General features: G+C 60.1%; 21 protein-coding genes. 13 read left to right on the plus strand and 8 right to left on the minus strand.

Annotated features, from left to right (window positions below; genetic code table 11):
• Nucleotides 1-52 precede the first annotated feature (52 nt).
• Together ACJTMZ_RS14445 and rbn are read right to left on the minus strand one after the other, a co-directional pair.
• The gene (locus ACJTMZ_RS14445) at nt 53-1,057 is read right to left on the minus strand and encodes a chemotaxis protein CheW (protein WP_252010708.1); all 1,005 of its coding nucleotides are present in this window, start codon (nt 1,055-1,057) and stop codon (nt 53-55) included.
• Nucleotides 1,058-1,121: 64 nt separating this feature from the next.
• Nucleotides 1,122-2,039 (minus strand): ribonuclease BN, encoded by a 918-nt coding sequence (gene rbn, locus ACJTMZ_RS14450; RefSeq protein ID WP_015572275.1) that lies wholly within the window; start codon nt 2,037-2,039, stop codon nt 1,122-1,124.
• A 71-nt stretch (nt 2,040-2,110) separates the two neighbouring features.
• On the opposite strand from rbn, the gene ACJTMZ_RS14455 reads away from it, so the two are divergent.
• From ACJTMZ_RS14455 to menE, 8 genes are all read left to right on the plus strand, one after another.
• Nucleotides 2,111-2,575 (plus strand): GNAT family N-acetyltransferase, encoded by a 465-nt coding sequence (locus ACJTMZ_RS14455; protein WP_017383427.1) that lies wholly within the window; start codon nt 2,111-2,113, stop codon nt 2,573-2,575.
• Between the two features lie 50 nt (nt 2,576-2,625).
• Nucleotides 2,626-2,931 carry a stress response protein ElaB gene (gene elaB / locus ACJTMZ_RS14460; protein ID WP_017693006.1) on the plus strand — a complete coding sequence of 102 codons (306 nt, stop codon included), beginning with the start codon at nt 2,626-2,628 and terminating at the stop codon, nt 2,929-2,931.
• An 86-nt stretch (nt 2,932-3,017) separates the two neighbouring features.
• Nucleotides 3,018-4,313 (plus strand): isochorismate synthase MenF, encoded by a 1,296-nt coding sequence (gene menF / locus ACJTMZ_RS14465; protein WP_252010707.1) that lies wholly within the window; start codon nt 3,018-3,020, stop codon nt 4,311-4,313.
• Nucleotides 4,314-4,401: 88 nt separating this feature from the next.
• A complete protein-coding gene (gene menD, locus ACJTMZ_RS14470; RefSeq protein WP_252010706.1) occupies nt 4,402-6,072 on the plus strand; it encodes a 2-succinyl-5-enolpyruvyl-6-hydroxy-3-cyclohexene-1-carboxylic-acid synthase in 1,671 nt (556 codons plus the stop codon).
• Nucleotides 6,069-6,845 (plus strand): 2-succinyl-6-hydroxy-2,4-cyclohexadiene-1-carboxylate synthase, encoded by a 777-nt coding sequence (gene menH, locus ACJTMZ_RS14475; RefSeq protein ID WP_252010705.1) that lies wholly within the window; start codon nt 6,069-6,071, stop codon nt 6,843-6,845. The genes menD and menH overlap by 4 nt, the downstream gene beginning before the upstream one ends.
• A complete protein-coding gene (gene menB, locus ACJTMZ_RS14480; RefSeq protein ID WP_003859452.1) occupies nt 6,842-7,699 on the plus strand; it encodes a 1,4-dihydroxy-2-naphthoyl-CoA synthase in 858 nt (285 codons plus the stop codon). Before menH ends, menB begins: the two co-directional genes overlap by 4 nt.
• Nucleotides 7,699-8,664: an o-succinylbenzoate synthase gene (menC, locus tag ACJTMZ_RS14485; RefSeq protein ID WP_252010704.1), complete on the plus strand. Its 966-nt coding sequence runs from the start codon at nt 7,699-7,701 to the stop codon at nt 8,662-8,664. The genes menB and menC overlap by 1 nt, the downstream gene beginning before the upstream one ends.
• Entirely contained in the window at nt 8,661-10,022 is a 1,362-nt protein-coding gene (gene menE / locus ACJTMZ_RS14490) for an o-succinylbenzoate--CoA ligase (protein ID WP_252010703.1), read from the plus strand. The genes menC and menE overlap by 4 nt, the downstream gene beginning before the upstream one ends.
• Here menE and ACJTMZ_RS14495 read toward each other — a convergent pair whose 3' ends face one another.
• From ACJTMZ_RS14495 to ACJTMZ_RS14505, 3 genes are read right to left on the minus strand one after another with little or no spacing between them, the layout of a single operon-like run.
• Nucleotides 10,023-11,537 carry a tripartite tricarboxylate transporter permease gene (locus tag ACJTMZ_RS14495; RefSeq protein ID WP_045141709.1) on the minus strand — a complete coding sequence of 505 codons (1,515 nt, stop codon included), beginning with the start codon at nt 11,535-11,537 and terminating at the stop codon, nt 10,023-10,025. It lies immediately after the preceding gene.
• Nucleotides 11,538-11,548: 11 nt separating this feature from the next.
• Nucleotides 11,549-11,980, minus strand: a complete 432-nt coding sequence (locus ACJTMZ_RS14500; RefSeq protein ID WP_003859443.1) for a tripartite tricarboxylate transporter TctB family protein — start codon at nt 11,978-11,980, stop codon at nt 11,549-11,551.
• 11 nt (nt 11,981-11,991) lie between these two features.
• Nucleotides 11,992-12,972 (minus strand): tripartite tricarboxylate transporter substrate-binding protein, encoded by a 981-nt coding sequence (locus ACJTMZ_RS14505; protein WP_252010702.1) that lies wholly within the window; start codon nt 12,970-12,972, stop codon nt 11,992-11,994.
• 152 nt (nt 12,973-13,124) lie between these two features.
• On the opposite strand from ACJTMZ_RS14505, the gene tctD reads away from it, so the two are divergent.
• From tctD to ACJTMZ_RS14525, 4 genes are all read left to right on the plus strand, one after another.
• On the plus strand, nt 13,125-13,799 hold the full coding sequence (gene tctD / locus ACJTMZ_RS14510; protein ID WP_193042312.1) for a transcriptional regulator TctD: 675 nt from the start codon (nt 13,125-13,127) through the stop codon (nt 13,797-13,799).
• The gene (locus tag ACJTMZ_RS14515; RefSeq protein WP_252010701.1) at nt 13,786-15,195 is read left to right on the plus strand and encodes a sensor histidine kinase N-terminal domain-containing protein; all 1,410 of its coding nucleotides are present in this window, start codon (nt 13,786-13,788) and stop codon (nt 15,193-15,195) included. The genes tctD and ACJTMZ_RS14515 overlap by 14 nt, the downstream gene beginning before the upstream one ends.
• A gap of 129 nt (nt 15,196-15,324) precedes the next feature.
• A complete protein-coding gene (locus ACJTMZ_RS14520; RefSeq protein ID WP_017383419.1) occupies nt 15,325-15,867 on the plus strand; it encodes a YfaZ family outer membrane protein in 543 nt (180 codons plus the stop codon).
• Between the two features lie 94 nt (nt 15,868-15,961).
• A complete protein-coding gene (locus tag ACJTMZ_RS14525; RefSeq protein ID WP_017383418.1) occupies nt 15,962-17,161 on the plus strand; it encodes a nicotinamide mononucleotide deamidase-related protein YfaY in 1,200 nt (399 codons plus the stop codon).
• A gap of 31 nt (nt 17,162-17,192) precedes the next feature.
• Here ACJTMZ_RS14525 and glpC read toward each other — a convergent pair whose 3' ends face one another.
• From glpC to glpA, 3 genes are read right to left on the minus strand one after another with little or no spacing between them, the layout of a single operon-like run.
• The gene (glpC, locus tag ACJTMZ_RS14530; RefSeq protein ID WP_232960335.1) at nt 17,193-18,383 is read right to left on the minus strand and encodes an anaerobic glycerol-3-phosphate dehydrogenase subunit GlpC; all 1,191 of its coding nucleotides are present in this window, start codon (nt 18,381-18,383) and stop codon (nt 17,193-17,195) included.
• On the minus strand, nt 18,380-19,597 hold the full coding sequence (gene glpB / locus ACJTMZ_RS14535) for a glycerol-3-phosphate dehydrogenase subunit GlpB (RefSeq protein ID WP_058700768.1): 1,218 nt from the start codon (nt 19,595-19,597) through the stop codon (nt 18,380-18,382). The genes glpC and glpB overlap by 4 nt, the downstream gene beginning before the upstream one ends.
• Nucleotides 19,587-21,215, minus strand: a complete 1,629-nt coding sequence (gene glpA, locus ACJTMZ_RS14540; RefSeq protein WP_023295075.1) for an anaerobic glycerol-3-phosphate dehydrogenase subunit A — start codon at nt 21,213-21,215, stop codon at nt 19,587-19,589. The genes glpB and glpA overlap by 11 nt, the downstream gene beginning before the upstream one ends.
• 250 nt (nt 21,216-21,465) lie before the next feature.
• Between glpA and glpT the strand changes: the two genes are divergently transcribed.
• Entirely contained in the window at nt 21,466-22,818 is a 1,353-nt protein-coding gene (gene glpT, locus ACJTMZ_RS14545; RefSeq protein WP_003859423.1) for a glycerol-3-phosphate transporter, read from the plus strand.
• The last annotated feature ends 7 nt before the right edge of the window (nt 22,819-22,825 follow it).

A 22,825-nucleotide genomic window follows, 5' to 3' on the forward strand; every position in this document is an offset into this window, starting at 1 on the left:
CGCTTGCAGGGCCTACGGGTTTTGTAGGTCGGGTAAGCGTAGCGCCACCCGACTAAGCCAGCTGCTTGCGGCTAATCAACGGCCCGTCAATCTTCTTCATAGACCGATCCAGCACCTCTTCAATCACCGACGACAGCTCGTTCAGCTCAAACTTCGCCACATAGCCGTCCGCCTTCACTTTGCGAATATGATCTTCGTTCGCGTTGCCGGAAAGAGACGAGTGGATCACCACCGGAATATCTTTCAGTACCGGGTCGGATTTGATTTTGCGCGTCAGCGTAAAGCCGTCCATCTCCGGCATTTCGAGGTCGGTTAATACCAGGGCAATCTTATCGGTAACGGGAACGCCCTCGGCCTGAGCCTGCGCGGCCAGCTGAGTGATTTTCTCCCACGCGTCTTTGCCGGTGATATGCAGCTGGGCCGGGATCTCCATCGCCTGCAATCCCTTCTCCAGCATTGAGCGCGCTACTTTTGAATCTTCTGCAACAATCGCGACAGAGCCTGGCTTGGTGTTGAATTTGGTGGTTTCCAGATGGGTGGCGTGCAGATCGTGGTTCGCCGGGGTGATGTCGTACAGGATCTGCTCCACGTCCAGCACCATCGCCAGATCGTTGGTATCGGTCTGCTCGTCCAGACAGGCAATGCAGGTGATGTAGCGACCGCTGACGGCGGTTTCCGCGGCGTGCACCTGCTTCCAGTCCAGACGCATGATGTTTTCCACCGATTCTACGGCAAACGCCTGCACGCTGCGGGCATATTCGGTGATCAGCAGGATGTTCAGCCCGGTGGCTGGTTTGCAGCCGGCGACGGCGGCCAGATCGATCACCGGGATCACCTGGTCACGAATGTTCACCATCCCCATCAGCGGAGACTTCATTCCCGCCGGTTTGGTGAAGGTCGGCATCGGCACAATTTCGCGCAATTTGAATACGTTGATGCCGAACAGCTCGGATTTATTTTCGTTCAGAGAGGTGCCAAGACGGAACAGCAACAGTTCAAAACGGTTGGACAGGGTCAGGTTCGCCCTGTCATCAATATCTTTCTGGAAATTATCCATTCTACCCTCAAGAGAAATGCTGGCCTTTTAATCGTTATCGGCACGCTGAGGGAAAAATGAAGGACTAAACGCTGACCTGAGCAAAATCTTCCGCCAGCTCGCATGCCGGAAATACTTCCCGGCACTCTGCCAGCAGGCTTTCAGCGCCGCGGACGTCATAGCGTGAGCTGACGTGAGTAACAATCAGTTTCCGGACGCCAGCCTCACGTGCCAGCTGCGCCGCCTGACGCGTAGAGCTGTGCCCCCGGCTGTTGGCTTTTTCTTCCATGGCCGCTTCCAGCGTCGCCTCATGCACCATCACATCTACACCTCTGGCAAGCCTGAGCGCCGAAGGGCAGGGGGCGGTATCCCCAAAAATAGCCAGTTTTTTGCCCGGCTGCGGTGGGGCGAGGTAATCCTGACCGTTGATGACGCGCCCGTCTTCCAGCGTGACGGTCTCGCCGTGCTTCAGACGCTGGAACAGCGGGCCTGGTTTCACCCCATCGGCCTGCAACGCGGCGGCGTTCAGCGCCCCGGGCTTGTCATGCTCCTCAACGCGATAGCCGTAGCATTCCACCGGATGGTTAAGCGGGTAAGCGCGCACCAGGTAATCTCCGTCATCGAACACCAGACCCTCGCCGATCTCTAACACCTCCAGCGGATAATCGGTCCACGAGCCGCTCAGGCGCAGCGTGGTTTCAACGAATTCCTGAATACCCGCGGGGCCATAAATGGTCAGCGGGTTAGCGTTACCGGCCATCGAACGGCTGCACAGCAGGCCCGGCAGGCCAAACAGATGGTCGCCGTGCAGATGGGTGATAAATATTTTATCCACTTTCCCCGGGTGGTATGAGGTATGCAGCAGCTGATGCTGCGTACCCTCACCACAGTCAAACAGCCACAGCCCACCCCGGGTAGGATGCTTAAGATCCAGCAGAATCGCCGTCACGTTTCGTGAGCGGGTTGGCACCCCGGCGGACGTACCCAGAAAAATCAGTTCCATAACGCAATCAGCCCTTTGCCGAATGGGAAGGGGTTTAGTATAACGTGATGAACCCCAGGAAGGAGAAACACATGATCCAGTGGCAAGATCTACACCACAGCGAACTGACCGTGCATTCACTCTACGCCCTGCTCAAGCTGCGCTGCGAAGTCTTTGTGGTTGAACAAACCTGCCCGTATCAGGATATCGACGGCGATGACCTGGTCGGCGAGAACCGGCACATCCTCGGCTGGCGCGATAACGAGCTGGTGGCGTATGCGAGGATTCTGAAAAGCGAAGAGGATTTTGACCCTGTCGTCATTGGCCGCGTCATTATCAGCGGCCGCGCGCGCGGTGAAAAGCTGGGCTATCAGCTGATGGAAAAAACGCTGGACGCATGCCAGAAACAGTGGCCGGACAAGGCGTTATACCTGGGCGCGCAGGCGCATTTGCAATCATTCTATGGCCATTTTGGTTTTACCCCGGTCACGGACATTTACGACGAAGACGGCATCCCACACATCGGCATGGCACGCGAAGCGAAACAGGCGCAATAGCAATACGTTGTCTATAGTTACCGGACTGGTGTACTAACATGGAGAAAAATATGTCATTTCAATCCTGGGATACCCGAGTCGACGACGACCTGACGCTGCTAAGCGAAACGCTGGAAGAAGTGCTGCGCTCTTCAGGCGATCCTGCCGATCAGAAGTACATTGAGCTCAAAGCCCGCGCCGAGCAGGCGCTGCATGACGTGAAAAACCGCGTCAGTAACGCATCCGACAATTACTACTACCGCGCCAAGCAGGCGGTTTATCGTGCCGACGATTATGTGCATGAAAAACCGTGGCAGGGCATTGGGGTCGGTGCGGCCGTAGGGCTGGTGCTGGGTCTGCTGTTAGCCCGTCGTTAAGTCGGTAAACCACTCCCTACACGTGGGTACTGCTATTTATCGTCAGTACCCCGTATAATATAAGGCTTTAACAGGGAGAGGTTCGCGTGCACTCGATTTTCCTCGCGCTGCAAAGCCTGCGTACTCAGCTTGCGCAAGCGTTGCCAGCTACACCCGGTTTACGCCATTTCGATGTCTCTTTCCCGTTAAACGACGCCTTCGATCCGCTGGCCTGGCTCGGTGTGCAGCGATGCTATCCTCAGTTTTACTGGCAACAGCGCAGCGGCGATGAAGAACTTGCCGCGCTCGGAAGCCTCGCCCATTTTGATTCTCTGGCCTCGGCCTCGCGGTTTTTGCACACCCACGACGTAGCCAATGACACCCGTATCTGCGGCCTGAACGCCTTCAACCCGGCGCAGGGCAAGCTGTTTTTACCGCGCCTTCTCTGGCGACGGTCTGGCGGGGTCGCCACGCTGCGTCTGCAACTGTGGAGCGAAACGTCGCTGCGGGAAGATGCCCGTGAGGCGCTGAATTTTGTCGATAACCTGCGCGACGCCGCGCCGATCCGCCCGTTGTCCGTGCAGATTGTGCAGGAAACCCATCATCCGGAAAAACCGGAATGGCTGGCGTTGATTCGTCAGGCGACGGATACCCTTGCTCGCGGCGATTTTGAGAAAGTGGTCCTCGCACGTGCTACAGACGTGCATTGCCAGCAGCCCGTGAACGCCATCGCGCTGATGGCTGCCAGCCGCGCGCTAAACCTCAACTGCTATCATTTTTGTATGGTCTTTGACGCCAGCAACGCGTTCCTCGGCTCGACGCCTGAACGCCTGTGGCGGCGACGCGGCACGCTGCTGCGCACTGAAGCGCTGGCAGGCACCGTCGCCAGCCATTCTGACGATAAGCAGGCCCAGTGTCTGGGCGACTGGCTGATGAATGACGACAAAAATCAGCGGGAAAATATGCTGGTGGTGGAAGATATCTGCCAGCGTCTTCAGCACCATACCCGGACGCTGGAGATCCTGCCTGCGCAGGTGCTGCGTCTGCGCAAGGTGCAGCATTTACGTCGCTGTATCTGGACCGAACTTAAACAGCCTGACGACGAACAGTGTCTGCATATTTTGCAACCAACGGCGGCGGTGGCCGGGCTGCCGCGACAGGCGGCGCGAGAATTTATTGCGAAAGTAGAGCCGTTTGACCGGGAGTGGTACGCCGGTTCGGCGGGTTATTTATCGCGCGATCAAAGCGAATTCTGCGTGGCATTACGTTCCGCCCGCGTTCACGACGCTGCGCTGCGTCTTTATGCGGGGGCGGGCATCGTCAGCGGCTCCGATCCGGAGCAGGAGTGGCAGGAGATCGAAAACAAGGCCGCCGGGCTACGTTCCCTTCTCCTAAGGGATTAATACTGATTCGTGCAATCCCGATTCATATCAAAATTCTGACTTTTTCTATTATTTATACTGTGTCGCATTCTTGATACTGGACAATCTCATGTCAGTAAGTTCTTTTAACCGACGCTGGGCGGCGGTGATCCTTGAAGCCCTGACCCGTCATGGTGTCAGGCATGTGTGTATTGCCCCGGGCTCTCGCTCCACGCCGCTCACCCTTGCTGCCGCGGAAAACCGGGCTTTTATTCACCACACCCATTTTGATGAGCGGGGTCTGGGCCATCTGGCGCTCGGGCTGGCGAAAGTCAGCAAAGCGCCCGTGGCGGTGATAGTCACCTCCGGCACGGCGGTGGCGAACCTGTATCCGGCGCTGATAGAAGCGGGATTAACCGGCGAAAAGCTGATTTTACTCACTGCCGACCGTCCCCCGGAACTTATTGACTGCGGTGCTAATCAGGCGATTCGTCAGCCTGGCATTTTTGCCTCGCATCCTTCACAGACGGTCTCGTTGCCGCGCCCCACCCAGGATATTCCCGCCAGCTGGCTGGTCTCAACCCTCGACCACGCCATGAACGCACTGCGCAGCGGCGGGCTGCACATTAACTGCCCGTTTGCCGAGCCGCTGTACGGTGAAATGAACGATACTGGCCTCGTCTGGCAACAGCAGCTGGGAGACTGGTGGGAGAGCGAAAAACCCTGGCTGCGCGAGCAGACGCATCTGGAAAGCGCAAAACAGCGCGACTGGTTCTTCTGGCGCCAGAAGCGCGGCGTGGTGATTGCCGGGCGGATGAGTGCGGCGGAAGGCAAGCTGGCGGCGGAGTGGGCACAAACGCTTGGCTGGCCGCTGATTGGTGACGTGCTTTCCCAGACGGGCCAGCCGCTGCCCTGCGCCGACCTCTGGCTGGGTAACGCGAAAGCGGTTACCGAGCTGGCGCAGGCGCAGATTGTCGTCCAGCTGGGATCGAGCCTGACGGGGAAGCGTCTGCTCCAGTGGCAGGCCACCTGTACCCCAGAAGAGTACTGGCTGGTGGATCCGCTCGAAGGACGCCTTGACCCGGCGCACCATCGCGGCCGCCGCCTGGTGAGCAACATTGACAGCTGGCTGGAATTGCATCCGGCGGAAAAACGCAAACCCTGGGCGGCGGAGATCCCGGCGCTGTCACGTCAGGCGTGGGAACTCACAAAAGCGCAGTGCGAGGCGTTCAGTGAAGCCGGGCTGGCGCACCGTATCCGCAAATATCTTCCCGAACAGGGACAACTTTTTGTCGGTAACAGCCTGGTGGTGCGCCTGATTGACGCCTTTTCGCAGCTGCCGGCGGGATATCCGGTGTACAGCAACCGGGGCGCGAGCGGCATTGACGGCCTGATCTCCACCTCCGCTGGCGTACAGCGGGCCAGCGCGAAATCCACGCTGGCGATTGTGGGGGATCTCTCAGCCCTCTACGATCTCAACGCGCTGGCGCTCCTGCGTCAGGCGTCGGCCCCGTTCGTGCTGATTGTTGTGAACAATAACGGCGGGCAGATTTTCTCGTTGCTGCCGACGCCGCAAAGCGAGCGTGAGCGCTTCTATCTGATGCCGCAAAACGTGCAGTTCGAACATGCCGCCGCCATGTTCAGCCTGAAGTACCATCGCCCGGAAAACTGGGACGCGCTGGAGACGGCGCTGAACACCGCCTGGCGGCAGCCTGGCGCGACGCTGATTGAGCTGGTGGTAAACGATGCTGACGGCGCGCAGAAGCTGCAACATCTGCTTGCGCAGGTGAGTCACCTGTGATCCTCGCAGGCCTCTCCCAGCCAGGAAAACCAGGCTACCCCTGGCTGGTTTTCCTGCACGGTTTTTCCGGCGACTGTCGCGAGTGGCAGGCTGTCGGGGCGTCGCTGCATGACTACCCCCGGCTCTACCTTGACCTGCCCGGGCACGGTGGTTCAGCGGATACGGGCGTGACGGGGTTTGCAGAGGTAAGTGAATTGCTCTCGCATACCCTTATTAGTTACAACATACTAAGATACTGGCTCGTGGGGTACTCCCTCGGCGGCCGCATTGCGATGTTCCATGCCTGTCAGCATCCTGCGGGGTTAGACGGGCTGATGGTGGAAGGTGGACACCCGGGCCTGCAAGACGCCGATGCGCGCCAGGCCCGGCTGATCTCTGACCGCCGATGGGCGTCACGGTTTCGCAGTGAGCCGCTGGAGGCCGTCTTTGCCGACTGGTATCAACAGCCGGTCTTTGCCTCACTTACGGATGATCAGCGCAGGGCGCTGATCGCGCTGCGCAGCCGGAACAACGGCCCGAGGCTGGCAGAGATGCTGGAGGCCACCTCGCTTGCCGTTCAGCCTGATTTACGTCCCGCGCTCATCGCGCGTGATTTTTCTTTTGACTATCTCTATGGCGAACGTGACGGGAAGTTTGCAGCTATCGCCGCTGAACTTAACGTCACGCGTCATGCTATCCCTCACGCCGGACACAACGCCCACCGGGACAACCCGGAAGCGGTTGCCGCGAGTCTGGCTCAGATACTGCGTTATCGAACAAAGGACACGCTATGATCTATCCTGATGAACACATGCTTTACGCGCCGGTTGAATGGCAGGACTGCTCCGAAGGCTACACCGACATTCGTTACCACAAATCCGCCGATGGTATCGCCAAAATCACCATCAACCGTCCACAGGTGCGCAACGCGTTTCGTCCGCTGACCGTAAAAGAGATGATCCAGGCGCTGGCGGATGCCCGCTACGATGACACTATCGGCGTCATCATCCTCACCGGGGAAGGGGAGAAAGCCTTCTGCTCCGGCGGCGATCAGAAAGTCCGCGGTGACTACGGCGGATACCAGGATGATGCGGGCACGCACCACCTGAACGTGCTGGATTTCCAGCGCCAGATCCGCACCTGTCCAAAACCGGTGGTCGCGATGGTGGCAGGGTATTCCATCGGCGGCGGTCACGTGCTGCACATGATGTGTGACCTGACGATCGCGGCGGAAAATGCCATTTTTGGTCAGACCGGCCCGAAAGTCGGCTCTTTCGACGGCGGCTGGGGCGCGTCCTATATGGCGCGCATTGTCGGTCAGAAAAAAGCCCGCGAAATCTGGTTCCTGTGCCGTCAGTACAACGCCCAGGAAGCGCTGGATATGGGGCTGGTTAACACCGTGGTGCCGATCGCCGATCTGGAAAAAGAGACCGTACGCTGGTGTCGCGAAATGCTGCAAAACAGCCCAATGGCGCTGCGCTGCCTGAAAGCGGCCCTCAACGCCGACTGTGACGGTCAGGCGGGCCTTCAGGAGCTGGCGGGTAACGCCACCATGCTGTTCTACATGACCGAAGAGGGTCAGGAAGGGCGCAACGCGTTCAACGAAAAACGCCAGCCGGACTTCAGCAAATACAAACGGAACCCGTAATGCGTTGCGCGCAGGTTTACCGCTGGCAGATACCGATGGACGCGGGCGTGGTGCTGCGTGAACGGCGGTTAAAAACCCGTGACGGCTTTTTCGTGCATCTCCGGCAGGGCGAGCGGGAAGGGTGGGGCGAAATCGCCCCGCTTCCGGGCTTTAGCCTGGAAACGCCGGACGAGGCGCAGGCTGTGCTGATGGCCTGGACGTACGAATGGTGTGAGGGGGCAGATCCGGCGCTGCCGGACGTTCCTTCCGCCGCGTTCGGCATCAGCTGTGCGCTGGCAGAGCTGGACGGGAGTTTACCGGACGCGGCGAACTATTGCGCCGCGCCGCTCTGTACCGGCGATCCGGATGAACTTTTCGCGCTCCTTTCCGCGATGCCTGGCGAGAAGGTGGCGAAAATAAAGGTTGGCCTGTACGAAGCAGTGCGCGACGGAATGGTGGTTAACCTGTTACTGGAAGCCATTCCCGATCTACACCTGCGCCTGGACGCCAACCGCGCCTGGACGCCGCTCAGGGCGCAACAGTTTGCGAAGTACGTCAACCCGGCGTATCGCAGCCGCATCGCGTTTCTCGAAGAGCCGTGCAAAACGCGCGACGACTCTCGCGCCTTCGCCCGGGAAACCGGCATTGCCATCGCCTGGGATGAGAGCCTGCGCGAAGCCGATTTCGCGTTTGCCGCCGAGCCGGGCGTCAGGGCCGTGGTGATTAAGCCAACGCTGACCGGCAGCCTCGACAAGGTGCGCGAGCAGGTTGCGGCGGCCCATGCCGCAGGGCTGACGGCGGTGATCAGTTCATCCATCGAATCCAGCCTCGGGCTGACGCAGCTGGCGCGCATCGCTGCATGGTTAACGCCGGACACCGTTCCCGGTCTCGATACGCTAAACCTGATGCAGGCCCAGCTGATTCGCCAGTGGCCTGGCAGCACCTTGCCGTGCCTCGACGTCGGGGCACTGGAGCCACTGCGATGAGTTTTACCGACTGGCCGTGGCGGCACTGGCGCACACGGCGTGCCGATAAACCCGCGCTGCGTTTAGACGATGTAACGCTCAGCTGGTCTCAGCTGGGCGAGCGTATCGATCGTCTCGCAGCCGGTTTTCAGTCTCAGGGCGTTACGGACGGTGACGGCGTCATGCTGCTCGCCCACAACCACCCGCAGACCCTGCTGGCCTGGCTGGCGCTGCTTCAGTGCGGCGCCCGCATTTTGCCGGTGAACCCTCAGCTTCCCCGTCCGCTGCTGGACGTCCTCCTGCCGCAGATGACGCTGCGCTTTGCGCTGGTGCTTAACGGTGAGTATGACGGTCTGCCCGGGCTGGTATTAAGAGAGGGCGAGGGGCAGGGCGGCGTCACGTGGCGGGCAGAACGGCTGGCCTCAATGACGCTCACCTCTGGCTCCACCGGCTTGCCGAAAGCGGCGGTGCACACCTGTGCCGCCCACCTTGCCAGCGCAAAAGGGGTGCTGGCGCTGATGCCTTACGGCGATAGCGACGACTGGCTGCTCTCTCTGCCGCTGTTTCACGTCTCCGGTCAGGGGATTTTGTGGCGCTGGTTGCAGGGCGGAGGCCGTCTCACCGTGCGTGAAAAACAGCCGCTGGAGCAGGCGCTACAGGGCTGTACCCACGCCTCGCTGGTGCCAACGCAGCTGTGGCGGCTGCTTAATTCACACCATCCCGTCGCGCTGAAAGCCGTGCTGCTCGGCGGGGCGGAAATCCCCGTTGCGCTGACCGAACAGGCGCGCGAGCAGGGGATCCGTACGTTCTGCGGCTACGGTCTGACCGAGTTCGCCTCCACCGTCTGCGCCAAAGAGGCCGACGGCGCGCCGGACGTGGGCAGCGCGCTGCCGGGCAGAGACGTTCAGGTGGTGAATGGTGAAGTCTGGATCCGGGCGGAAAGCATGGCGGCGGGCTACTGGCGAGACGGCGCATTATTGCCGCTGGTCAATGAGCAGGGCTGGTTTGCCACCCGCGATCGCGGCGAGTGGCATGACGGACGCCTGACCATTCTGGGCCGAATGGACAATCTCTTTTTCAGCGGTGGAGAAGGGATCCAGCCCGAAGCGCTGGAGCGCGTTATCGCCACGCATCCGCAGGTAAGCCAGGCGTTTGTCGTTCCGCTGGATGATGCCGAGTACGGGCAACGTCCGGTGGCGGTAGTGGAATGCGAGCCGGGCACGGATATCACGCTGCTGCCGGAGTGGGTTCAGGGCAGGCTGGCGCGCTTTGAGCAGCCGGTACACTGGCTGGCGCTGCCGTCAGAACTGAAAAATGGCGGGATTAAAATCTCCCGCCAGGCGTTAAAGCAGTGGGTCAATGCCCTGTTGAGGGGCTAATCAACCGATATCCGGCTGCGGTTTGTGCTGGCGTCGGCGGATCCAGCGCAGCACCGGCGGCACGACAATCACCATAATCGCCATTGCCAGCAGGATCTTCGTCACGCTGCTCTCCCACAGGATCCCCATGTTGCCATTGCTGATGGAGAGGGCGCGGCGCAGGTTCTGCTCCAGCATTTCCCCCAGCACAAACCCTAAAATCAGCGGCGACATCGGGAAGTGCATCTTGCGCAGAATGTAGCCCAGCACGCCGAGCAGCACCATCAACACCAGGTCGAAGGTGGTGCTGTGCACCGCGTACACCCCAACAGCAGAGACGGCGGCGATGGCCGGGACCAGGAACCACAGGGGAATGGTCAGCATGCGGGTGAACAGGCCGATCAGCGGGATGTTCATTACCAGCAACATCACGTTGGCGATCAGCAGGGCGGCAATTAAACCCCAGACGATATCGGGCTGCTCGGTAAACATCGCCGGACCCGGGGTGATGTTATAGAGCGTCAGCGCGCCCATCATTACCGCCGTGGTGCCGGAGCCCGGCACGCCGAGGGTCAGCATCGGGATAAACGAGCCGCAGGCCGAGGCGTTATTCGCCGCCTCCGGCGCCGCCACGCCGCGGATATCGCCTTTGCCGAAGCTGTCGCTGTTACCGCTCAGCTTTTTCTCGGTCATGTAGGTGATAGCGCTGGCGATAGTAGCCCCCGCGCCGGGCAGAATGCCGACGAAGAAACCGATCACCGACGAACGCAGGGTGGCGCCAATACACTGCGCCCCCTCTTTGGCATTAAAGAGCATACGTCCGGTTTTACGCACCAGCGTCTGCCCGCTGCTGGTATGCTCCAGCATCAGTAAGATTTCTGAGACAGAGAACAGACCAATCACCACGACGATAAACTGCACGCCGTCGGAGAGATGAACGCTGTCGAAGGTAAAACGATAAACCCCGGTGTTGGCATCCACGCCGACGGTGGCCAGACTGAGGCCAATCAACGCAGACAAAAACGACTTCAGCGGATTCTGCGCCATCATGCTGCCGAGACAGGCGATGGCGAACACCATCAGGGCAAAATACTCGGCCGGACCAAACGCCAGCGACCACTGGGCCAGCGCCGGGGCGAAGAGGATGATGCCGCCAATGGCGATCAGGGAGCCAAAGAACGAGCTGACGGCAGAAATAGAGAGCGCCACGCCGCCGCGCCCCTGCTGCGCCATCGGGTAGCCATCCAGCGCGGTCATAATGGCGGCGGCATCACCGGGCACGTTAAGCAGAATCGAGGAAATACGCCCCCCGTATTCGCAGCCGATATAGACCGTCGCCAGCAGGATCAGCGCCGATTCCGCAGGCAGGTGCAGCGCAAAGGCCAGCGGCAGTAAAATCGCCACCCCGTTGATAGGCCCAAGGCCCGGCAGCAGGCCGACGATGGTCCCGACGAAACAGCCGATCAGGGCGATCACCAGGTTTTCCGGGGTCATCGCTACCGCGAACCCCTGAGAGAGATAGATCCAGGTATCCATAGCGTGCTCCGTTAGTTAAACCATGCGCCGAGCGGCAGGGTCACGTCCAGCAGGCGGTCGAAGGCGTACCAGAGTAAAATGCCCAGTACGACCCCGGAGATCCCCGCCGCAGGCAGCGAGGCGTTAAACAGTATGCCAATCACCATCGTCAGCAGGGCGGTGGCAATCGGGAAGCCGAGCCATTCAAAGCCCCACGCGTACATCAGCAGGACAATTACCATCACCAGCAAACGTTGCAGCGTACGGCGTGGCGGCCACTCCACGGTATCCGGATGGCGCAGCAGCAGCGCCACCGAGCAGAGCAGCATCAGGCCGACAATGCCGACGGGGAAGGGGCGTGGCCCCACGGGTTCATAGCTGTATTCACTGTGGATCTGCCAGGCGACGAACATGCCGCCAATGCAGAGCAGCAGCCAAATCCCGGCAAAAATGCGATCGCTCATAGCGCCTCCGGTTATTTCGCCAGACCAAAGGCTTTCGCCTGATCGCGGTAGTCATTCACCTGTTTTTTGACATACTCGTCCAGCTGTTTGCCGTTCAGGTTGAACTCAAACAGCCCGCGCAGATCGCGTTGTTTTTTGAACTCCTCGGTTTGCTGAAGTTTTGCAAAGGTATCCACCCACCACTGGTACTCGGCGTCGGTCACTTTTGGCCCGACGAAGAAGCCGCGGATGATCGGCCAGACCAGGTTATAACCCTGCTCTTTGGCGGTTGGAACGTCTGCCAGCTGGCCCGGCAGACGGTTTTCCGAGAAGACCGCCAGCACGCGGATCTTATCCCCGCTCAGGTAGGGCACCATTTCGCTGAGATCGCCCGATACCGCCTGGACGTGATTGCCCATCAGCGCCGTCACCGGCTCGCCGCCGCCTTCAAAGGCCACGTAACGCATCTTGTGCGGATCCACTTTGGCCTGCTGCGCCAGCAGCGCGGCTTTCATCCAGTCCTGGCTGCCGATAGAGGCGCCCGCGCCAATTACCACGCTGTTCGGATCTTTTTCCATGGCGGTCAGCAGATCTTTCAGGGATTTCCACGGAGAGTCCGCGCGCACGGCGATCATGCCGTAATCGGTGCCTACGGTGGCGAGCCAGCGCACGTCATTCACGTCATAACGACCAAATTTCCCCTGCGACAGGTTTAGCAGCGAACCGCCGGAGAAGGCCACCACGGTGCCCGCTTCGGCAGGGCGCTGCGCGACGATGGCGTTATAGGCTACCGCGCCCACGCCGCCGGGCATGTAGGTGACGCGCATCGGTTTTTCAATGGCCTTCGTCTCCAGCAGGCTGACCTGAATCAGCTTGCAGGTCAGGTCGAAGCCGCCGCCGGGTTTGGCCGGGGCGATACATTCGGTACGGGATGGCGCGTCCTGCGCCTGGACGACAGAGGCACTCAACAGCAATACGCTTGCAGCAAGGGTAGAAAGTAATTGTTTTTTCATCGTTTATCCTCACGCCGGAGAACCGGGAGTACGGGTACGGGTGTATTTTTTCTGATTATGTGAACCACCTTGTAGCGGTTCCGTTGCGTGATTGTTAAAACAATAACCTTTCATTTCCCTTTCACTGCGACACCAACTTTACAGGATGTGATATGCGTCTCTTACTGGCGGAAGATAATCGTGAGCTGGCTCACTGGCTGGAAAAAGCGCTGGTACAAAACGGATTTGCCGTGGATTGCGTCAACGATGGACGGGCGGCCGATCATCTTTTGCAGGGAGAAAACTATGCCGTCGCGATCCTTGATATCGGCATGCCCGGCTTCGACGGGCTGGAGGTGGTGCATCGCCTGAGAAAGCGCGGGCAGACGCTGCCGGTGCTGTTTCTTACCGCCCGCAGCAACGTGGCAGACAGGGTGAAGGGGCTAAATGCCGGGGCGGATGACTACCTGCCGAAACCGTTCGAGCTGGAGGAGCTTGATGCCCGCCTGCGCGCGCTGCTGCGCCGCAGCGAAGGACGAACCCAGGAGCGCCAGCGGCTGGGAGAGCTGGAGTACGATGATGAAGGCTTTTTTCTGCTGCGCGATGAATCCCTTTCCCTCACGCCGCGCGAACTCTCTTTGCTGAAGGTGCTGATGCACCGCCGGACCCGTCCCGTCTCCCGGCAACAGCTTTTCGACCAGGTGTTCAGCCTGAACGACGACGTCAGCCCCGAGAGCATCGATCTCTATATTCACCGCCTGCGCAAGAAGCTGACCGGCAGCGGGGTGCGGATCACCACCCTCCGGGGGCTGGGCTACGTGCTGGAGTGCGGCGATGAAGTGGGTTAAGCCGCAGTCGCTTTACCTGCAACTTTTGCTTTTTCTGGGTTTGCCGCTGCTGCTGTTATGGGGGCTGTCAGCCTTTAACAGCTACGTTAGCGCGCTACAGGCGGCGACGCAGGCCTATGACCGCACGCTGTTATCCTCGGCGCGCACGGTGTCAGAGCGGCTGGTGGTGCACAACGGTAAACTCCAGGTGAACGTGCCGTGGGTCGTGCTCGACAGCTTCGAGCTGAACATGAACGATCGCCTCTATTACAAGGTCGTGGACCCTGACGGGCGGGTGATTTCCGGCTATGACGATCTGCCGAATATGCCCCCCTCCACGTCGCGCACCTCCCACTATCCGGCGCTGGCGTGGTTTTATCATACCGAGTATCGCGGGCAGGCGATCCGCGTGGCGAAGCTGCTCCAGCCGGTTAACGAGGACAGTGTATTCGGCATGGCGGAAATCTACGTCGCCGAAACCTTGCAGTCGCGGCGCTATCTGGCCACTCAGCTGCTGTTTTCCTCGCTCGTGTCGCAGGGGCTGCTGGTGCTGCTGACGCTGGTCCTGACCGCGTGGCTGCTGCGTCGCGTGCTGCGCCCGATGCGGCAGCTCTCGTCCCTGATGGTGCGCCGTGAGCCCGGGCTGCTGGCCCCGCTGCCGGAGCTGCTGCCCTGGTCGGAAACGCGGCTGCTGATTGTGGCATTTAACCGCTATATCGACAGGTTACGTGGCGTGCTTTCGCGGCAGGCGCGCTTTAACGCTGACGCCTCACACCAGCTCAAAACGCCGCTGGCGGTGCTGAAAACCCAGGTATCGGTTGCCCTGACGCGTAACGATCCGGCCCTGTGGCAGGAGAGCTTACGGGCGATGAACGTCACGCTGGATAACACCATCGTGCTGACGGAAAGGCTGTTGCAGCTTTCGGCGGTGAAGCGAAAAGAGCAGGGGGAGCGACAGTTTGCGTCTGTCGATCTGGTACAGGTGGTGCAAAACTGCTGCTTTTCCCGGCTGGCGCAGGCGCGCAGCAAGGGTATCGATCTCGGTTATGACGGCGTACAGCAGCCGGTAATGATTGAGGGGGATGACGTGCTGCTGGGCGAACTTTGCGCCAACCTGCTGGAGAACGCGATCAAATACACCCCGGAGCAGGGCGTCGTGACGGTGTACCTGCGCACAGACCACGATGCCGTTGAGCTGAGCGTGGAGGACAGCGGACCGGGTATTGCTGAAGACCAGATCTCCCAGGCCATGCTGCCGTTTCATCGGCTGGATAACGTGGGCGATGCCGCCGGGTCCGGCATTGGCCTGGCGCTGGCTAACGATATTGCCCGCCTGCACCGCAGCCATCTTCAGCTAATGCCCAGTGAAAATCTGGGTGGGCTGAGCGTGAAAATGCGCTTTCTGATGCTGGTATAAATGCCGATATTATCAAATCGTTACAAACTAATTGCCCGCCGCACGCGGAGTCCATTGATCACACAGGCAGTCAGGTTAAAATCTCGCGGTTTTTGGACATCTCTGAATAAATTGTGCGGGATCACGACAATGAAAAAAGTGGCATTAATGGGCTTAAGCGGCCTGATGTTTGTTTCAGCAGCGGCAAACGCAATTTCCTTCAACGGCTCGGCGGGACAAGATTATACCCATCTGGGCTTTGGTCTTGGCACGGATAGCGCAGGCCTGGCAATGACCGGCGGCTGGACGCACAACGACGACGATGGGGATGCGGCAAGCCTGGGCCTCGGCTTCAACGTGCCGTTGGGTCCCTTCCTGGCGACCGTCGGCGGTAAAGGCATTTACACCAACCCGAACGACGGCGACGAAGGCTACGCGGCGGCAGTGGGTGGCGGCTTGCAGTGGAAAATTGGCGACAGCTTTGGCCTGTTCGGTGAGTACTACTACTCCCCGGATTCCCTCTCCAGCGGTATCGACAGCTATCAGGAAGCTAATGCCGGCGCGCGCTGGACCATCATGCGTCCGATCACCATCGAAGCGGGCTATCGTTATCTGAACCTGGCCGGTAAAGACGGCAACCGCGACAACGCCCTGGCAGACGGCCCGTACATTGGCGTGAGCGCCGGTTTCTAATCCTCTCGGCGCGGCGTTCAGTCGCGCCAGTTTCTCTCTTCCCCCGGTCTTCGATTGCGCTATAGTGTTTTGACCATTGAAATGGGAGAACACAATGATAAATGTGGAAATGTTATCCACTGGCGACGAAGTGCTGCATGGGCAAATCATTGATACCAATGCCGCCTGGCTCGCCGATCTCTTCTTTGAGCAAGGATTACCGTTAACGCGCCGCAACACCGTAGGTGACAATCTTGAGTCGCTGGTCAACGTTCTGCGCGAGCGCAGCGAACGCTGCGACGTGCTGATTGTGAACGGCGGGCTGGGACCCACCAGCGACGATCTCAGCGCGCTGGCCGCCGCCACGGCCAAAGGCGAAGGCCTGGTTCTGCACGAGGCGTGGCTGGCACAGATGGAGCGCTTTTTCTCCGGGCGTGGCCGCGTGATGGCCCCCAGCAACCGCAAGCAGGCTGAAATTCCCGCCAGCGCGGAACTGATTGATAACCCGGTCGGCACCGCCTGCGGGTTTGCCGTTCAGCTGAACCGCTGCCTGATGTTCTTCACCCCGGGCGTGCCGTCGGAATTTAAAGTGATGGTCGAGCAGCAGATCCTGCCGCGCCTGCGCGCGCGCTTTACGCTGCCTGAACCGCCGCTGTGCCTGCGTCTGACCACCTTTGGTCGCTCGGAAAGCGATCTGGCCCAGAGCCTCGATCACCTGCAACTGCCTCCTGGCGTGTCGATGGGCTATCGCTCCTCCATGCCGATTATTGAACTGAAGCTGACCGGACCGGCGTCAGAGAAAGCCGCCATGCTGGCGCTGTGGCCGGAAGTGCAGCGCGTCGCCGGGGAAAGCCTGATTTTCGAAGGAACGGAAGGGCTGCCGGCGCAGATCGCAGGGCATTTGCAGTCCCGCCAGTTGAGCGTGACGTTAAGCGAGCAGTTTACCGGTGGGCTTCTGGCGCTTCAGCTTACCCGGGCGGGTGCGCCGCTGCTGGCCAGTGAAGTGGTGCCGTTCCAGCAGGAGACGCTGGCGCAGACGGCGCGCTGGGCGTCCGAGCGCAGAGTGAAGCATTTCGCCGGGCTGGCGCTGTTTGTGGGCGGGCTGGATGAGGAGCACCTCAACTTTGCCCTGGCAACGCCGGAAGGGACGCACGCCCTGCGGGTCAGGATGAGCATTACCCGCCACAGCCTGGCCGTGCGTCAGGAGGTGTGCGCGATGATGGCGCTGAACATGCTGCGCCGCTGGCTGAACGGGAAAGAGGTCGCCAGCGAGCACGGCTGGATCAACGTCGTCGAATCGCTGTTCGTGGAGTGAGAGTGTGCCGGGGCCGTATCCCCGGCAACGGTTACGCCAGCGCTTTTGCCAGCAAGGTAATGGGATGTTCACAGCGTTTGCTGGTGGACATCTCGATCTGCCACTTGCAGGTTTCGCAGTCCGTCACCACGATATCTGCGCCGCTCTCTTCAATCTGCCGGAACAGCGGCGCGCCAATGGCCTGTGACGTTGGGTAGTTTTCACGCTTGAAGCCGTACGTGCCTGCGATGCCGCAGCAGCGTGAGTCCAGCACCGTCAGCTCCAGCCCGGGGATCAGCCGCAGCAGCTCAAGCGTATAGATCGACCAGCCGATCTTCTCCATATGACATGGCGTGTGATACACCACCTTCAGCGGCAATTTGCCCAGCGGTAACGTCTGCCCGCTGTCCAGTTTGCGCCAGAGAAAACGGGTCGCCAGCTCAATGTGCTCGCGCAGGCCGGTGTTATCCACCTCCAGCAGATGCGGATATTCATCGCGCAGCGTGAAGGTACAGGTTGACGACGTCGCCAGTACCGGTATGCCTTTGTCGACGATCGCCTCACGTAAAGAGGTGACGTTGCTGCTCGCCTGCTTGCGCGCTTTGTCGATGAAGCCGTTGGCAATCAGCGGAACGCCGCAGCACTTTTCTTTGCTCAGCAGCTGAACGCCCGTTCCCATGGCGTTCAGGACTTTCAGCAGGTCTTTCCCCAGCTGCGGATGGTTGTAGTTCACGTAGCAGCCGTGGAAGAAGGCGACCTGCTCAGAGAACTGCGCCTGTTCTGCCGCCACGGATTTAAACCAGCGGCGGAAGGTGCCGTGAGAATATTTCGGCAGACTGCGGTGATGGTCGATTTTGAGCGTCGCATCCAGCAGCCTGCGCACCGGCTTCAGGGCGGTGGCGGCATTGACGACCGGCGCGAAAGGCGTCGAGAGGCTACCCATCAGGTCGGTGTGGCTCAGTATCGCGTCACGCAGCGTCGGTTTTTGCGTACTGTAGCGGGCGCGGGCGCGCTGGATGATATCGCCTATTTTCACGTCCGACGGGCACGCAACTTCGCAGCGTTTGCAGTTGATGCAGTATTTCAGCGCCTCGTCGTAGAGCGCGCCATCCTTCAGGCGCAGACGCTCCCCGTCGGGACCGGCCTGTTTCGGGCCGGGATAGCGCGGATCGACGCCGCTGACCGGGCAAACCGTGGTGCAGACCGTGCATTTGATACAGCTTTCAAATCGGGTGTCGTTCATTGTGCTCCCTCCCTGCGCTGGAGAATCTGCTCCGCGACATGCAGCGCAGTGACGGCGCAGACGCCGCCACCGCAGCCCTGCGCCACGGGATCGTACCCGCCCAGAACCGAGCCGATGGCGTAAAGATTTTCAACCGGTTCCCCGCCCAGCCGCGGGCGCAGTTGGCTGTCGACGATCACGCCGAACTGCTGCCAGGGCTGCGGGGTGAAGAAATCGCTTTGATACCAGTCCGCGCGGGAAGCGCTTTGCCGGACGTCCAGACCGAGGATCGCCTCACGCACGCCATCCCGGCTGCTCAGCAGACCGTTACTGAAGAAACTGCCGCTTGCCAGCACCGTAAAGCGTGCGCGAAGCGGGATGTCGCCGTGGTTGCGGGTCCAGATTTCGCTTACCGCGCCCTCAGCCAGGATGATTTTTTTCACCTCGTCGCCTGCCATCCAGACGCCACCCTGGGCAACAAACTGACGCTGAAGCTGGGTGTGCAGACGAATGCCGGGCACGGAAGGGGGGAGCGTCGGCAGTAAACCGAGCGTACAGGGCAGGCGCGCCGAGAGCCAGCGCCAGAGCCGGTTGTCCGTTAAGCCAAAACAGGCGGGCATAAACAGGGCGTCGCAGGTCTCGCCGAGCGGTTGAAGCGCCGCGTACAGCTGCGGCCAGTAACTTTCATTATCCAGCAGGCGGGCAATGTTCACCGCACGAAACTCGCTGGGGTTTTCGCGCAGCACGTCGAGTTCGGGGAGATCAATCTCCGCCGTATCCACCTGAACACCCTGCTGTCTGAGAGACGCGGCGGCCAGATGCGGCTGGAAATCGAGGAAGCCGCTGATCCCCACCACCCGCACGCGCTCGGCAGCGATGGGGGCGACAGGCACCTCTTCCGGGCTAAGCCAGGCGGCGCGCAGGGTGCCGAGCGGCGTGACGCGCTGATGATTTTGCTCGGCGTCACCCTGCATGCGTGCGCCGCAGGTGGTGAGCAGGTGTTCGGTTTCGCAGGCAAAGCGGGCCATATTCTCTGCGCCCGTCAGGCGGTAGGGATGTTCAGGCGGCAGATCGGCGAACGATAGCGCGCCCAGTAAATCCAGCGAGCCGGAAGAGAAGTGCAGGGCACTCTGACCGCGAGTGACAATGGCGCAGCGCAGACCCCGCTGCGTCAGTTTGAGGCCGCACAGCAGGCCCGCCAGTCCCCCACCCACAATCACGGTATCAAATTTCATGGTTGTGCTCCTTCTCCAGACCGCAAAGCCCCTGATAGACCCAGCGGGTAAACTCGCTTTCGCGCAGGGCATCGCCCCAGGCGACGGGCTGAATGCCTTTCCAGCGCTCGTTTAAAAAATCGCTGAGCTGGGCAAGCGACTGGGTTGACGTGGTGGCGTGAAAACGTTGCAGCAGCCCGGCGGCACGGCAGGCGCACAGCTCCCCCTGACAGGTGCCCATCCCGACGCGCGTGCGGCGGCGTAAATCGAGCAGGTTGTTCACCGTCAGGTTTTCCACGGCATACTGCACCTCGCCTGCGGTCACGGCTTCGCATTCGCACACCAGGCTGCGGCTGAGTCGCCCTTCACCGAGCCAGGTTGGGGTGCGGTCGCCGTGGCGGTAAATCGCTGAACCGCGAAGCGGGGCAGGAAGTGAAATGATTTTGTGCAGCGTTTTTTCTGTCGATTGTTGCGAGCCGGGCAGAGCCTGTTCCGCCGTCACGCACGGTGCGGTGTTGCCGAGCTTACGGCAGATGGCATCGGTGGCCCACTGGGCCATCAGCCGATAGGTCATCAGCTTGCCGCCAGTAATGGTGATAAACCCGTCCATGCCGTCGCGTTCGGCGTGATCGAGCAGCACGATGCCGCGGCTGACGTTACGCCCGCTCGGATCGTTATCGCTGGCGACGAGGGGACGCACGCCCGCGTAGGCACGCAGAATACGCGTCTGCGCCATCACCGGGGCCAGCTTTTCCCCTTCGCGCAGCAGGATATCCACCTCTTCAGCGGTGACGCGGTTGTAATCAATTTCGCTGTAGTCCACATGCATTGAGGTCGTGCCGATTAACGAAATGGTGTCCCCCGGCACGAGGATATCGGCGTCAGACGGTTTACGGCAGCGGTTGATGACATGGTTATTGATGCGGTGGTCGAGGATCAGCAGCGAGCCTTTCGCCGGGAACATGCGCACCGACAGGTCCGCGTATTCCGCGATGCGCTGGCCCCAGATCCCCGCCGCGTTGACCACGACGGCGGCATACAGCTCGCGGTGTTCGTTGTACTGCGCATCAAACACGCGCACTCCGCGCACGGTATTACCTTCACGAATAAGCCCGGTGACGTGATGCCCGGTCAGGATCTGGGCGCCATGTTCCCGCGCGTCGAGCATATTGGCGGCGGTCAGGCGGAAAGGATCAACGGTTCCGTCCGGTACTTTTACCGCGCCCAGTAACGCCGGGTTTACCGAGGGTTCAAGACGGCGCGCCTGCGCAGGATCGATCGCCTCGGCCTGAATGCCTGCCGCCGTGCAGGCGGTGATAAAGGTTTGCTGAAAGCCGAGATCATCTTCGGGAAGGGTGATAAAAAGACCGTTGGTCGGTTCAACGCAGTGGCGGGCGATGCGCCTGAGGATCTGGTTTTCAGCGATACACTCGCGTGCTGACTCAGCGTCAGTGACCGCATAGCGGGCGCCGCTGTGCAACAGACCGTGATTACGTCCCGTCGCGCCGGTGGCGATATCGTGGCGTTCCAGAAGCGTGACGCTCAATCCCCGCAGGGCGCAGTCGCGTGCGATGCCGGCACCCGTCGCGCCACCGCCAATGATAATCACATCGCTGAAGCGTGGATCGTGAATTGTCATTGCCTTTCCTCTATGTTCGTTTTTTAGCATTTAGCCACATTGATCGTGTGGTTTGTTTGATTTCGAACATAAACGCGCGAAATTCGAAAGTGAAACGTGATTTCATGCGCTTTTTTGCGCATTCTGTCATATTTCTGTAACAATCTGTGCGTTGATTCACAGTAACATTCACCGTGATTTCTTAACATCGCCGCCTCTGTAGCCGGGCGCGAGATGCCCGGTCATTTTTTGAAAGGCCACGGAGGCTGTTATGCTCAGTATCTTTAAACCTGCGCCACATCGGGCGCGACTGCCAGAGGCAGAGATTGATCCTCTCTACCGCCGTCTGCGTTGGCAAATCTTCCTCGGGATCTTCTTCGGGTATGCGGCGTACTATCTGGTACGTAAAAACTTTGCGCTCGCCATGCCGTACCTGGTGGAGCAGGGCTTCTCTCGCGGCGATCTGGGATTTGCGCTGTCGGGGATCTCCATCGCGTACGGTTTTTCGAAGTTCATTATGGGGTCGGTGTCGGATCGTTCGAATCCGCGCGTGTTCCTGCCCGCCGGTCTGATCCTCGCGGCAGCGGTGATGCTGTTCATGGGCTTTGTGCCGTGGGCGACCTCCAGCATTGCCATCATGTTCGTGCTGCTGTTCCTCTGCGGCTGGTTCCAGGGGATGGGATGGCCGCCATGCGGACGCACCATGGTTCACTGGTGGTCACAGAAAGAGCGTGGTGGAATTGTTTCGGTCTGGAACTGTGCGCATAACGTCGGGGGCGGGCTTCCGCCGCTGCTGTTCCTGCTGGGGATGGCCTGGTTCAACGACTGGCATGCCGCGCTCTATATGCCAGCCTTTGGCGCCATTCTGGTGGCGATTATCGCCTTCGCTCTGATGCGCGACACCCCACAGTCCTGCGGCCTGCCGCCGATTGAAGAGTACAAAAACGACTACCCGGATGATTACAGCGAGAAGCACGAAGAAGAGCTGACGGCAAAGCAGATCTTCATGAAGTATGTGCTGCCAAACAAGCTGCTGTGGTACATCGCGGTGGCGAACGTATTTGTCTACCTGCTGCGTTACGGCATTCTCGACTGGTCGCCAACCTACCTGAAAGAGGTGAAGCACTTCGCGCTGGATAAATCCTCCTGGGCCTATTTCCTGTATGAATACGCTGGCATTCCCGGCACGCTGATCTGCGGCTGGATGTCGGACAAAGTGTTTAAGGGCAACCGTGGGGCGACGGGCGTGTTCTTTATGACGCTGGTCACCATCGCGACGGTCGTTTACTGGCTAAACCCGCCGGGTAATCCGGGTGTGGATATGGCCTGTATGATCGTCATCGGCTTCCTGATTTATGGTCCGGTTATGCTGATTGGTCTGCATGCCCTGGAGCTGGCGCCGAAGAAAGCGGCAGGCACGGCGGCAGGCTTTACCGGTCTGTTTGGCTACCTCGGCGGTTCAGTGGCGGCAAGTGCCATCGTCGGTTACACCGTCGACTTCTTCGGCTGGGACGGCGGCTTTATGGTGATGATTGGCGGCAGCGTGCTGGCTGTTCTGCTGTTGGTTGTTGTGATGATTGGTGAAAAACGTCACCACGCCGAAGTGCTGGCGCGTCGTCAATAAGGAGCAT

The sequence above is a fragment of the Enterobacter sp. DN genome, assembly GCF_046054285.1.
GTDB classification, from domain to species: Bacteria; Pseudomonadota; Gammaproteobacteria; order Enterobacterales; family Enterobacteriaceae; genus Enterobacter; species Enterobacter hormaechei_C.